The organism is Methanococcoides burtonii DSM 6242 (assembly GCF_000013725.1).
Lineage (GTDB): Archaea > Halobacteriota > Methanosarcinia > Methanosarcinales > Methanosarcinaceae > Methanococcoides > Methanococcoides burtonii.
The window spans coordinates 1,129,104-1,142,366 of sequence record NC_007955.1 but is presented as its reverse complement, the minus strand read 5'-3'; the positions used below and the strand labels follow the sequence as shown (position 1 = coordinate 1,142,366).

At 40.4% G+C, this 13,263-nt stretch carries 14 protein-coding genes and 1 tRNA gene; 4 read left to right on the top strand and 11 right to left on the bottom strand.

Annotated features, from left to right (window positions below; translation table 11 throughout):
* Positions 1–36: 36 nt before the first annotated feature.
* Positions 37–402 (bottom strand): VOC family protein, encoded by a 366-nt coding sequence (locus MBUR_RS05455; protein ID WP_011499141.1) that lies wholly within the window; start codon positions 400–402, stop codon positions 37–39.
* Positions 403–528: 126 nt separating this feature from the next.
* Here MBUR_RS05455 and MBUR_RS14555 point away from each other — a divergent pair, with 126 nt between their 5' ends.
* Both MBUR_RS14555 and MBUR_RS05450 read left to right on the top strand, forming a co-directional pair.
* A complete protein-coding gene (locus MBUR_RS14555; RefSeq protein ID WP_269479036.1) occupies positions 529–657 on the top strand; it encodes a hypothetical protein in 129 nt (42 codons plus the stop codon).
* Positions 658–800: 143 nt separating this feature from the next.
* Entirely contained in the window at positions 801–1,496 is a 696-nt protein-coding gene (locus tag MBUR_RS05450) for a 4Fe-4S binding protein (RefSeq protein WP_011499140.1), read from the top strand.
* Between the two features lie 462 nt (positions 1,497–1,958).
* On the opposite strand, the gene MBUR_RS05445 is transcribed toward MBUR_RS05450, so the two are convergent.
* From MBUR_RS05445 to purD, 3 genes are all read right to left on the bottom strand, one after another.
* A tRNA-Leu gene (locus MBUR_RS05445) sits at positions 1,959–2,046 on the bottom strand.
* Positions 2,047–2,405: 359 nt separating this feature from the next.
* On the bottom strand, positions 2,406–3,311 hold the full coding sequence (argF, locus tag MBUR_RS05440) for an ornithine carbamoyltransferase (protein WP_011499139.1): 906 nt from the start codon (positions 3,309–3,311) through the stop codon (positions 2,406–2,408).
* A 22-nt stretch (positions 3,312–3,333) separates the two neighbouring features.
* Positions 3,334–4,632 carry a phosphoribosylamine--glycine ligase gene (gene purD, locus MBUR_RS05435; RefSeq protein WP_011499138.1) on the bottom strand — a complete coding sequence of 433 codons (1,299 nt, stop codon included), beginning with the start codon at positions 4,630–4,632 and terminating at the stop codon, positions 3,334–3,336.
* 390 nt (positions 4,633–5,022) lie between these two features.
* On the opposite strand from purD, the gene MBUR_RS05430 reads away from it, so the two are divergent.
* A complete protein-coding gene (locus MBUR_RS05430; protein WP_157196658.1) occupies positions 5,023–5,316 on the top strand; it encodes a hypothetical protein in 294 nt (97 codons plus the stop codon).
* 70 nt (positions 5,317–5,386) lie between these two features.
* On the opposite strand, the gene MBUR_RS05425 is transcribed toward MBUR_RS05430, so the two are convergent.
* The 4 genes from MBUR_RS05425 to MBUR_RS05410 all read right to left on the bottom strand — a co-directional run bounded on the left by MBUR_RS05425 (position 5,387) and on the right by MBUR_RS05410 (position 8,733).
* The gene (locus tag MBUR_RS05425) at positions 5,387–5,701 is read right to left on the bottom strand and encodes a cupin domain-containing protein (RefSeq protein ID WP_011499136.1); all 315 of its coding nucleotides are present in this window, start codon (positions 5,699–5,701) and stop codon (positions 5,387–5,389) included.
* 66 nt (positions 5,702–5,767) lie between these two features.
* Positions 5,768–7,387, bottom strand: a complete 1,620-nt coding sequence (hcp, locus tag MBUR_RS05420) for a hydroxylamine reductase (RefSeq protein WP_011499135.1) — start codon at positions 7,385–7,387, stop codon at positions 5,768–5,770.
* Positions 7,388–7,618: 231 nt separating this feature from the next.
* Positions 7,619–8,167, bottom strand: coding sequence for an orotate phosphoribosyltransferase (gene pyrE, locus MBUR_RS05415; protein ID WP_011499134.1), 549 nt, complete (start codon positions 8,165–8,167; stop codon positions 7,619–7,621).
* A gap of 17 nt (positions 8,168–8,184) precedes the next feature.
* A complete protein-coding gene (locus tag MBUR_RS05410) occupies positions 8,185–8,733 on the bottom strand; it encodes a CDP-2,3-bis-(O-geranylgeranyl)-sn-glycerol synthase (RefSeq protein WP_269479040.1) in 549 nt (182 codons plus the stop codon).
* Between the two features lie 602 nt (positions 8,734–9,335).
* Here MBUR_RS05410 and MBUR_RS05405 point away from each other — a divergent pair.
* Entirely contained in the window at positions 9,336–9,911 is a 576-nt protein-coding gene (locus MBUR_RS05405) for a flavin reductase family protein (RefSeq protein ID WP_011499132.1), read from the top strand.
* 45 nt (positions 9,912–9,956) lie between these two features.
* Here MBUR_RS05405 and MBUR_RS05400 read toward each other — a convergent pair whose 3' ends face one another.
* The 3 genes from MBUR_RS05400 to MBUR_RS05390 form a co-directional block, all read right to left on the bottom strand.
* Complete coding sequence (locus MBUR_RS05400; RefSeq protein ID WP_011499131.1) at positions 9,957–10,709, bottom strand: ABC transporter ATP-binding protein; 753 nt, start codon at positions 10,707–10,709, stop codon at positions 9,957–9,959.
* The gene (locus tag MBUR_RS05395; protein WP_157196656.1) at positions 10,709–11,800 is read right to left on the bottom strand and encodes a FecCD family ABC transporter permease; all 1,092 of its coding nucleotides are present in this window, start codon (positions 11,798–11,800) and stop codon (positions 10,709–10,711) included. Before MBUR_RS05395 ends, MBUR_RS05400 begins: the two co-directional genes overlap by 1 nt.
* A gap of 77 nt (positions 11,801–11,877) precedes the next feature.
* A complete protein-coding gene (locus MBUR_RS05390) occupies positions 11,878–13,002 on the bottom strand; it encodes an iron ABC transporter substrate-binding protein (RefSeq protein ID WP_232222100.1) in 1,125 nt (374 codons plus the stop codon).
* Positions 13,003–13,263 lie beyond the last annotated feature (261 nt).

Genomic DNA, 13,263 nt, shown 5'->3' with positions numbered 1-13,263 from the left:
TTTACTAATAGCACTTTCATCCATGTGGAAGATTGCTCAAATATGTCCATTAAGATCTTCAAAACTGCGTCCGTACATCCAGCCATAATCCTGTGGCTCTCCTTCTTCTAAACCACCTGCCTCTTTGGCTTTGTTTACCAGTTCATCTACTTTTACCCTGCTTTGAGCAGGCAGGGATATCGCCACATCTGTGCTTTTTTTAGCATCACATATTTGTTTTGTAGTGAACATTTTGAAAAAACTTTCAGTTAATAACATTACAAAACTCTCTTTGTTCACGATCATGCAGGTCCCCTTCTCATCAGATAACTGCGGATCAAATTCGAAACCAAGTTTAGTAAAGAATTCAATTGATCTATCGAGGTCTTTCACAGGCAAATTCACAAATATTTGACTGTTCATAATCTTAGTATCGAATTTAAAGATTATAAATTATTCTATAAGTTATAATTTGTTAGTAGGCGTTGTTTCAATATCTTATATTTCTCATGTGTATAATTTTCTCTTGATGAAGGGGATATGGGCTAGATGAAATGTAGGCATATTTATGCTGATTCTGTTGTTTACATTGGTAAGGAAGCTAACAACATTGATAATCAGAAATTAGATGTGAAGAAGGCTCAGATATTTGCTGATGTAGAGGTAATCAAGAGATAGATTCTTGGGAAGTTGGAAAGATGTGTGGATATCAATTATTACTTAATCGAGATAAATAGAAATAATTATATGTATTAAACGAGTTCAATTTTTGCAACCAATTTTTACAAATTCGAACAGGCACTTTTCAAAAGGAGATATAAATGATAGAGAACAATATTACAGGAGCTTTGAAAAACATGGCCTTTGAGTTAGGTATTGATTTTATTGGTATAACTAATAAATCTTGTTTTGAAGATTCAGATTATACTGGAAACAAGCCCCAAGATGTGATGGATGATTTACAATCAGTAATAGTCCTAGGGGTTTCTGTACCACGAGGAGCTTTTGAAACGTTGCCCAAAGGCAGAGGTGAATATACAAACACACTTATGGCAGCTACAGCCACATTGAGGATCATTGCATTCCAGCTAGCTAAACTTATTGAAAAAGAAGGCTATATGGCAACGATTGCTCCGAGTGAAGGAAGTGAGTACGGTTACTGGTATGCCAATCGTGAGACACTTAAAGCAGATTTATCTTTCAAATATACTGCTTATCGTGCAGGAGTGGGAAACTTTGGCATGAATCATCTTTTAATCACAAAAGACTTTGGACCTAAAGTACGTATGACTGCTATACTAACGGATGCACCATTAGATACAGAAGAAAAAACTGAAATGCCATTTATCAATGATGCATGCAGTAAATGCATGAAGTGCATCGAGATCTGTCCAGTTGATGCCCTTACATCAGAAGGGGTCATTCATAGGGAAAAATGTGCTGATTATATGTTTAATGTTCTTGGTGGACTTCGATGTGGACTATGCATAAAAGTGTGTCCTCTGAATAATTTTTAATTAATTCAAACTCCAGACATAGTGCGATGAGGCTTAAATGTGCTTCATTGTGATCAATAATTTTATCTCTTTCTGCTTTGTACATCTCTTCATCGCAAAATATATATTCCACAACTTGAACTATATTTATTGAGCATTAGTATTGGCACTCCCTACTCGTAACCATACAATTTTGAATTATTTTTGCTGAATTATTGATCCCTATGTGAACAAAAATATGGAATATTTGGGAATGTGATATCTAGTCTCAATCTTTATTAATTTAATTTAACTCTACTTAGGCTAAAAAATATCTATAATTTTTAAGAGTTATTAAATGGTAAGAACAAAAAGCGTAGTGTTTTTTCTACTTACCTATATCCCTACACTATTGTGATAGGGAAAAGATTCGAATTCATAACAAACTCGAAAATTAAAAAGAGTATCCTCATCCAATCTTTAAATATCCATCAAAAATAGTCTTGGTGCGAGAGAAGGGATTCGAACCCTCGAACTCCTACGAGACTAGGCTCTGAACCTAGCGCCTTTGGCCAGGCTGGGCAACTCTCGCTCCGCGATATTAGCCAATAGTAGCGTTTTTCATTATTAAGGATTGTGGTGACGTTTGTAGAGGACCAAGTCTTCTAGAGTCTTTAGTGGGCCCGAAGGCCCTGACAAAAATAGGTTTTGGAGTCTTTGAAAATGGTTGTAAAGGAGTCGATCAAGAGAAGAAGAAACAGGAACTCTTGATCTAATTTATAGATTGTTGATGTTGATATATAGCATAATCTCTTTCGAATTGGCGACCGATGTGGAAATTGTGAAGCAGGTCTAAAAAGTACAATGGCTTTGAAATTGTACAACGCCATTATAACGGCGATAAAAATAATATAAGAAATGCTGAAAATGAATAGAAAAAACCGATGGGGGTTATGCCATCAGCTTCATAAGAAGTGCTTTCTGGGCATGCAGGCGGTTCTCTGCCTGATCGAAGACGACTGAATGGGGCCCGTCCATTACCTCTGCAGAGACCTCCTCGCCTCTGTGGGCAGGCAGGCAATGCATGAAGATCACATCGGGCTTTGCAAGTTCCACCAGATTGGAATTGATCTGGTAGTTTTCGAGGTCGCTAAGCCTTTTCTCTCTTTCTTCTTCATCACCCATTGACACCCATACATCGGCATAAAGGACATCAGCATCTGCTGCTGCTTCTTCAGGATCGGTGGTTATCAGTATATCACCGCCAAGCTCTCTTCCCTTCGCTACGATCTCAGGGTTTGGCATATAGCCTTCCGGACATGCAACAGCTATTTGCATGCCGACCAGAGCACAACCCAGTATAAGTGAATTACATACATTGTTACCGTCACCGATCCATGCGAACTTCAATCCATTAAGACGGTTCTTGTATTCGCGTATCGTCAGGAAATCTGCAAGGATCTGGCAGGGATGTTCAAGGTCCGATAGTGCATTGATCACAGGAACATTTGAGTGCTTAGCAAGATCTTCGACCGTCCTGTGGCTGTTAACCCTTGCGGTGATTCCAGCGACATAGCGGGAGAGGACCTGTGCAGTATCGGAAACGGTCTCACCGCGACCGATCTGTATGTCCCTTGAATTCAGATAGATCGAATGTCCCCCAAGATCGCTCATGGCAACCTCAAAAGATACCCTTGTTCTTGTCGATGATTTCTCAAAGATCATCGCCAGGCTTTTGTTCTTCAGCAGATCGGTCATCTTACCGCGAAGTCTTTTCTCTTTGAGGTCCTCAGCCATATCGAGGATCTCAATGATCTCTTCCTGTGTAAGATCTGTCATTGATATTAGATGTTTCATGTTACCAGCTCATATCAGATAATTATCTACGGATCTGCTCCATGTGAGTGACCCTTCTCTGGACAAGTTCAGGTGTACCGATATCCCTTCTGAAATGAAGGTCTCCGGTAATGTTCTCAAGTGCGTTCTGTGCGATTACTTCAGCATCTGTGATGCTGTTTGCCACACCCACAACCGCCACTGCTCTGGAGCTGGTGGTGTAAACTTTGCCATCCTTCTCATAAACACTTGAATAGAACAGGAGTGCATCACCGATATTGCCAACAACGACCTCTTTGTCCTTTGACGGCTCATCAGGGTATCCTGCTGGCACAGCGTACTTACAGACAGTTGCACGTTTTAGGAACTCCACATCAAGCTCGTCAAGGGTGCCGTTGACAACAGCTGACATCACATCGATCATATCCGTCTTAAGAAGGGGAAGCACGTTCATTGCTTCAGGGTCTCCGAACCTGGCATTGAACTCGATTACCTTAGGCCCGTTCTTTGTAAGGATGAACTGACCGTAGAGCATACCCTTAAATGGTGTTTCGGTCGCTCCGAGGGCTGTGATGGTTGCTTTCATTATCTCCCTTGCATGGTAAAGATCATCAATGGTTACAAATGGCAAAAGTCCATCTGAATCGGAATATGAGCCCATGCCACCGGTGTTTGGTCCGAAGTCGTTCTCAAAAGCACGTTTATGGTCCTGCACGCATGGTGTGAACGCAAGGTTCTTTCCATCCACGAATGCCTGTACTGTGAACTCCTCGCCCACAAGGTTCTCCTCAACGACAACATTGTCCCCATCAAGAAGTGACACAGCATAATCATAAGCTGCACCGGTGTCAGGAAGCTGGTCTCCCATTACCTTTACACCCTTACCGCCTGTGAGTCCGGCTGGTTTGATGGCCACGCTACCCAATTCCTCAATATATTCCTGAAGACCTTCCTTGTCGGAGAACACCTTGAAAGCAGGGGATCCCTCAATGTCGTTGTCCTTCATAAAATTGCGAGCCCATGCCTTGTCGAACTCGATACGTGCAACATTCTTTCTGGGTCCTACAGCTCCGATGCCTGCATCCTCAAGTGCATCAGCAAGACCGACTGCTAAAGGCGCTTCCGGTCCGATAAAGACCATTTCGATGCCCTTTTCTCTGGCGTATCCCACAACCTTTTCAACATCTGTTTCTTTTGCCAGAAGAAAATCTTCGCACAAAGCTGCAATGCCAGGGTTCTTCTTTGCCATAACTGCGAAAAGGGCAGGGTTGCGTTCGCTTCTTGCAATGGCATCTGCAATAGCGTTCTCTCTTCCGCCTCCACCAATGATTAGAACATTCATATTATTAGCCTCGTTCAATTGAAAAGAAATATATTGATAATATACCAGTTTATTTTTAGAAATAACGTTGTCTAATGTTAGAGAGCTAAATCTCATACTATTGAATAAATACTTTTCCAATATTAGGGGTTATAGTATAAGTATGAATATCTCATAAATGACTGTACAGTAGAAATAAAATATGCGGATATATAAATAATATATCATTGAGTATCAACTATTATATGATGAACGCATCTGTAATTTCGTTCTTATGTTCTTAAATTGAAAAGAGTGGATGGTATGGACAAAAAACTAAAGATCTGAATTGTAGTTCTTGCACTGATCATATTGCTATTTCCCTATTGGTTCACATTTTTCATAGCAGGTCCACCCACCCCGTTGTTCTCAGTGCGTAATTCCGATAATGTTGCACACGTTGTTACCGTGGAGATAATTGGTTCTGAAAATAACTCTATCTTTAGTTCAACAAAGGAATTGCAACCTGATAGTTCCTGGTCTCAGGAAAAGTCTTTTCGAATGCTTTCAGTATCATTATTTGATTGGGCAGGGGTAAGTTATGTTGTGCATGCCACACTCGATAACGGTTCATCGGTCAATCTGAGTATAAAATATCATCACTGGAATACAGCTTCTGTATCAATACGGGAAGATGCTATCGAAATTGAGGAGATTACAGTTTAAAACAGTTCATATTGTAAAATAATTAAAAAAAAGAAATGCAGGATGTCAAGGATGTCCTGCAAACATTCGTTCACTCTTTCAGCTTTACAACAAGGAATCTGAAAAGGCCTTCACTCTCATTCCTGAGCAGATGAGGGATCCCTTTCGGGCTTTCAATAAGCATGTCCCTTGAAACGCTTTCTTCCTCATCGCCGATCACAACGATGCCTTCACCTTCAAGAACATAGAATAATACGTTCATAGGTGTCTTGTGCAGCTTGAGAGCTTCTCCTGGCTTAAGCTCTAGGTGAACGACCTGTGTCTGTTCAGTGTCATAGAGCTCTTTAGCAATTACGTTATGAGAATTCTCTTTTTCAGGTGCTTTGCTTAATTCTACGATCTTCATCTGTGTATCTCCATTGTTTTAAGGTAATTGTCTAAGGTTCATGATATCAAGGTAATTCCAAGGCAGTTATTTCAGCAGCCTCTCCATATCCTCTTCGACTGTGGTGTTCGGTGTGATATTGAACTTCTCTACCAGCACGTTGAGGACATTAGGTGACACAAAGGCCGGAAGCTTTGGTCCGAGGGTAATATCCTGTATTCCCATTCTTAACAGGGCAAGCAACACAATGATTGCCTTTTGTTCGTACCATGCGATATTGTAAGAGATCGGTGCTTCATTAACATCCGTAAATCCAAGTCTGGCCATAAGTCCTTGTGCAATGATGACCAGTGAAAATGAATCATTACATTGGCCTGCATCCAGCACCCTTGGAATTCCATCAATGTCTCCAAGGTTAAGTTTATTGTAGCGATATTTTGCACATCCGGCAGTCAGTATGACAGTATCCTTTGGGAGTGCTTCTGCAAAATCTGTATAATACTGTCTGTCCTTCCGGCGTCCATCACACCCTGCCATTACAATGAACTTCTTTATCTTGCCTGCTTTGACGGCATCAACGATCTTGTCTGCAACAGAGAGGACGGAATTGTAGGCAAAACCGCCCATGATAGTTCCCTCTTCAAGTTGGACAGGTGGTTCGCATTTCTTAGCTTGTTCAATTATAGCTGAGAAATCCTTTTGTCCGTCATTTCCGGTAAGATGTACAACCCCATCAAAACCAACAGAACCGGTAGTGTATATTCTGTCAAGATATGTATCCTTTGGAGGTATGATACAGTTACTTGTCATCAGTATAGGGCCGTTGAAGCTTTCGAACTCCTTTTTCTGATGCCACCATGAGCCACCGTAGTTGCCTACGAGATGCTCGTATTTCTTAAACTCAGGATATGAATTTGCAGGCAACATCTCACCGTGAGTATAGACATCGACACCGGTACCTTTAGTCTGGTCCAGCAGTTGTTTCAAGTCATTGAGGTCGTGACCGCTTACGAGAATTCCGGGATTACCTCTCGTTCCGATATTGACCTGGGTGGGTTCCGGATTTCCGAATGTAGAGGTATTTGCCGCGTCAAGCAGTGCCATCACATCAAAACCTTTTTCCCCACATTTCAGTACAAGCGAGATGAGTTTCTTGTCGGTAAGGGTATCATCTGTGGTTGCCACCAGTCCCTCTTCTATAAATGAATTAACTTTTTTATTGGTATGCCCAAGCACCATTGCATGATGTCCGTATGCTGCAATTCCTTTGATACCGAAGATTATCAGCTCTCTTAATGACCGGATATCTTCGTTCTCTGTTGCAAGTATGCCGGTATTCCTGTCCTTGAGGTTTTCCGGGCTCACAGTTGCGATCTCAGGCAGTTCGTTCTCATCGAGTGCATTGTTATCCAGAAGTTTCTGCTTAATCTCACCCTGGATCTCAAATCCTCTGTCAATGCGATCCTGAATTCCTGTTGCTCTGAAATCGGTATTCGTTATAGTTGAGAACAGTGCATCGAGCATAAAGTCATCAGTGCTCTCTTCAGAAATGTCTGCCTTTCTTGCTTTCTGGTTGTAGAATGCAACGCTCTTAAGCACATAGATCAGATCGTCCTGAAGGTCTGCAACCTCCCCTTTCTTCCCACATACGCCGTTTTTTGTACAGCCTTCGCCGTTCATTGTTTCTTCACACTGGTAGCAAAACATATTATCACCTTTTAATGTAGGTCCTTCAGCACTATTCATCAATTACTAACTACAAGCAAGTATATTTTGTATATTGTATTTATAGAGCCAGTTTCATTTTTGATACCGGTATTATAAAAAGTCTGAATTCCCACTCCTACATATTCTATGAGCTTTCAGCTATTTAAAAAGAGGGGGATAGAGATAATTAATAAATAAAAAAAAGGTTAGGCGCAGTTATATTTGGCCTTTTCATAAATTACATTTTTCTAAAAGCTCGCTTGCACGTACAAGAGGTATCAGTTGCACATCTAGCTCTGCAAGATTTTCGGTAGCACCATCTTCGCGGTCTACGACAGTTATCACTTTTTCAATGATACATCCGGCTTCACGAATTGCTCCAATAGCCTCAATAACGGAACCTCCGCTTGTGGTTACATCTTCGAGCAGGATTATCCTATCATCTTTGGTCGCATCACCTACAAATCTTCCTCCTGTGCCATAGTCTTTAGTAGCTTTGCGAATAAGCAAAAGTGGGAGCCCGGTCTCAAGGGATACCGCTGTGGCTATAGGAACACCACCAAGGGCAACTCCACCGATAAGGTCTATGTCTATTTTTTTTATCATTGAAGCTGCCTGTTTTGCAATGAGCTTCAATGTGGAAGGGTTGGAACTTGCTTTTTTAATATCGATGTAGTATTTGCTTTTCTTTCCTGATGTAAGGGTGAAGTCTCCGAATTTAACTGCACCACAACCCTCAAGACTCTTTATAAGTTCATTCTTGTCATTTGATGATATCATTGTAATTTCTCCTTAGTTTACCACGGTTCTTTTTTCACTCCTATAAAATAACCGACAACATTTGTTGCAAGGTGAAGCAGGGGTGTTATAATCAGGATTACAGCAATGACCTTGAATGTGAACTGCTCAGCGAACCACACAGGTGATGCAAGATATGCGAATATCAATGCTCCAAGTACGAAATCGAGTTGGTCGATAACCGGCAGTGGTGCTCCGCGTTTAAGTCCCATGCGGCGTTTGAAGAAACTCATGAACATGTCACCGAAAAGAGAGCCGACCGCAAGTGCGAATATTAGTATGGTAGTATTTGAACCGCCTGTGCCGAATGTTGGGAGCTCCACACCGAAGAGTACTGGGTACTTTTCAAGAAGTTGCATTTGCATAAGTCCTGCAAGTGCTCCGAATATGAGTCCTACAAAAAAACCACGGTATGTTTTTCCATCTCCAAGTATCCGTCTTCCGTCTGACATCGTTTTTCCATTGTCGATGGGCCTTCCTCCTCCGAAAAGTGCTGCGAAAGGATTTGGCAGGTATGCCGGAAGCATTAGCCATAATGCAAGAACAATTATCTCGATCGTGTTATCAACTCAGTAGTTTTGTTCTAGTCTGCTTCATTGATATATAAAATCAACTATAATATTGGCCTTGTCCAAAAAGTCAGATCGACTACAAAATTGGGCATTTGACCACAAAGTATCCTGTTTGACTATATATTCAAATATCAGTACATACAAAGCTTTCAATTGCTCGAAAATAGTACAAAAGTCAAGTATTTTTCAACAAGGGATACCACAGCTACATTTATGGTTTTTGATGCAACCTTTACACCTAATAGTTATCATACTTTCTTTATGAGTCGAAAAGAGGAATGCAGGCGATTGACTGTAATATGATTAGGTTCGATCGTTTCATTCATTTGATCGTGAAAAGGGTTAAAAGGAAGCTGAAAGTCAGATTCGCAGTTGAATTTTTAGGTAAACATCTAATTATTATGTGGTGTGGATAAATTTTAATCCACGACTGTTCTCATTTTTTCAAAATCGTGGCAATATGTAAATAAATTCCATGTTTTAATACGATATGATTAATCTATCCAAAAGGACACGTTTAGTAAAACTTAATTATTATAAAGTATTACTATATTTAAGCAAACATTTAAAGTGATCATATGAAAATTGCACCACGAAAAAGAGAACAAATATTTCCATTGCCTGTAGCATTGATATCTACTGTCTCTAATAATGGGGTGTTGAATGTGGCTCCCTGGTCTAACATAACTCCAATACTTAGGCCTCTTGAAGAGGTTGTGATGGCATCATGGATCAAACGTGATACTCTTGATAACATAAGAGATACAGGAGAATTTGTCATCAATATTCCTCCAGTAGAAATGTCTGAAAAAGTAATGATAAGTTCAAAGAATTTCCCGGCAGATGTAGATGAGTTCAAAGAAGTCGGTCTTTCTCCCAGACGATCTTCTATGATAGCTCCTCCCGGAGTTGAAGGATGCCTGGCATGGGCAGAATGCTCTTTTATTGAAGAGATTGCAATGGATAGATTCTCTCTTATCATCGGAAAGGTCGTAAATCTTGAAGTAGATGATAGGTTCTTCAACGATAATGGAGAGATGGATTATGAAAACGCAAAGCCTATGTCATGCATTCTTGGTGCAAAAGGACTGGAGTTCACTTATCCTGCAAATAGTGGTAAAAAAGCAAGTTATTCTGAGATGATGCTTAAATGATAATCTCATCAGCATCATCCTTTTCATATTTTAGAACAGGTGCTATTACTCATGTGGGATAACCACATGAAAACCATTAAATTTTTCAACACTTGTGGCAACACCATAGACCTGCTTGATGGTTTCAGGCACAACGATCTCGTTACCTCCATGTGCAAAGACCTTTCCGTCCTTTAAGAATATATAATTGTCAGCAAACCGTAGTGCGAGGTTTAGATCATGCATGGTTATCACTGCCGAGACCTTATTATTTTCTACCACTTGTCTGACCGTGCGTAATATTTCCAATTGCTTTTTAAGATCAAGGCTGCTGGTCGGTTCATCAAGTAACAACAGTTTTGGTTCCTGTACCAGAGCTCTTGCAATAGCTACTCTCTGAAGTTCTCCTCCACTCATCTCATTGATGTGCCTAAGGGCCAATTCTTCCAGTCCAAGTTTTTTGATAACTGATTCTACAACACGTCTATCTTTTTCTCCAACATTCCAGCCAATATGTGGCTTTCGGCCTAATAATATTGCATCATAAGCTGTAAGTTGTCCTGCTTCTGAGCGCTGTGGTACATATCCCACTCTCTTTGCGATCTCATGTTTTTCAAGGGCTAATACTTCTTCTCCGTCAACTATAATTGTACCTGTTTTAGGTGGATGAATTGCATTGATACATCTGAGAAGAGTCGATTTTCCAACTCCGTTAGGACCAAGAATGGCTAATATCTTTCCTGGCTTAAGTTCGAAATGTATCTGGTTCAGAATTTCTCTGTTATTATAGCTAAAATCAAGTTCTGTAACGCTTAACATTAGTGTTGATACCCCCTGATAAGCAAATATAGGAAAAGTGGTGCACCCATGAATGCAGTAAGAATGGCAACCGGAAGCTCATGAGGTGCAAGCATAAGCCTTGCTGCCGTATCTGCTCCAAGTAACAGCAGAGCTCCGGTAAGGCAGGATGCCGGTAATAGAAACCGTTGTTCATCCCCTACGAACCGGCGTGCCATGTGGGGGCACACTAATCCTACAAAACCGATCACTCCCAGGAAAGAAACAATAAAAGCGGTTACAAGAGATGCCACAAGCATACCCCACAATCTTACTTTTTCTACGTTGACCCCAAGTCCTTTTGCAGTCTCATCTCCTGCATCGATCGCATTATAGTTCCACCGATTCATAAAGAAATAAAATACTGCCGGCACTGTCAAAATGAACAATATTGTCAGGTCATTCCAATCTGCTCTCCCGACATCACCAAATGTCCAGAATACAACAGCTGCAAGTTGTACATCATCAGCGAAATATTGAAGGAACATCGTACCTGCAGTAAAAAGAGATGCTAATGCAACTCCTGTTAATATCATCACTTCCGGAGATGAATTTCTATATTTTGCAATAGCAATTAGAGTGAATGTTGCTATAAGCGAGAAGCAGAAAGAGACCGCTGTTGTCATATATGGATTGTTCAACATGATCGCATCTGCACCTGTACTTCTCATTGTGCCACTACCAAGCACTATTACAGAAAAGGCCGCACCGAAAGCACATGCATGGGATATTCCAAGAGTGTAAGGTGAACCAAGAGGGTTTCTCAATATTGATTGCAATGCAACACCGGAAACTGAGAGCCCGACTCCTGCAACAATGGCTACAAGTGCTCGTGGAAGTCGAATATTCCATATAATCGTGGAAGCACTGCCTTGACCATATCCGAAAAGGGATAATATTACGTCTGTAAATGCTATGTTTGTTGCACCAACGGCAATTGAATATATTAGCAACAGGAATAGAAGGATGGATGAAATGACCATGAAGGCCATTTTCTTCCTTATATATCCTGAGTATGCTAAAGCAATGGGGTTACTTTCGATTCCATTTGTTTCTTTGTCTGTAAAGCTCATATTATCCATCCATTTCGCAAATCGTTGAGATCATTATGGAATGTTCCTGACAATATTTTATTGAATATTTTGATCGTTTAGAATTGACCATCGAGTGATATTTTCCCAAAACCGCTGGTAAATCCATGGGTCAGATTCTCATAAACGGCATCTCCCAGAAGAAACATGTATATCTCATCTGCTTTTGTGGCCGGGTCAATATCACTAAATCTCTCCGGATGGATCACTGTTCCTGCATAATATGATGCTGCAAGGACAGAACCCTGATTGGAACTATACCAGTTATATGGAAGAATTCCGTAAACGTTCCCGTTTTTAACAGCACTGAGCGATGTGTATGCAGGGTCACTTTTCAGTTCATCAATTGCCGAGGGTGTGGTCATTAATGTTGAAAGATCAACAAATAGAATATCTGCATCCCATTCGATTATCGCTTCCTTTGAAACATCAGCGTGTGTTGTTCCAAGTGAAGACGCTACATTGTTTGCACTTATAAATTCGAAAGGAGGATAGGTTGGTTCAGTAGATTGGAATCCATGAGGGCCACTGTATGCTATACCACCAACATAGACGTTTTTTGGATCATCATTAGCAGTATCTTTTGTCCTATTCTCAAGGTTTCCAATGTTCATTTCAAAGAATCCAATGACCTCTTCTGCCCGTTTGTTTTTGTCCATAACATTTCCCATTATACGAAGGCTTTGGTACATGTCATCACGATAGACTCCAAGATTTCCGTAATTTAAAGCTACAACAGGAATTTCTGTCTTTGCCTGAAGTTCATCTGCATCTTTAGCAGACTGAACATAGGTCCAGAATATGACATCCGGGTCTACACCAACTATCTTTTCCGGATCGGTATTTCCTCGGTGTTCACCGATCAGTGGTAAGTTTTGGAATTGGGGATTTGCAATAGCATAAGGTCTTCGGTTCTCATTTATTCTCAGTTCTACGTCTTCGACACCGACAATTGCATCCTGTGCTTCAAGGTAGCAAATATAGCGAAGTGCTCCAGCTCCCTGACATACTATCCGTTCCGGGTCTGTAGGAACGGTTACAGTTCTACCAAGACCATCTGTTATTGTGCGTTCTGAAACAGTCTCTTCATTTAATTTATCCGAACTTGAAATACAGCCCAGCCCAAAAGATGCAATGATAATTAAAAAAATTGCAATTGATCCTATATACATTCTTTTTTTCACACTATAAACTCCAATTCAGTTTTTCCTAGGTTAGATATGTTGAATATTTCATATTGTGTGGAATAAAGATGTAAGGGAAAAAGAATGCCCTGCACCTTTAGTAATAGTTGGTTGTGTACTATCGACCAATTCTATTTTTGAAGAATTTAAACCAACAAATTCACACGAATAAATACTATCGTAACAACTAGTCACATTGAATTTAAAGTTTGTGTTAATAGTGTTAACAATTTGAAAAATATTTTATTCGAATATTTCTTC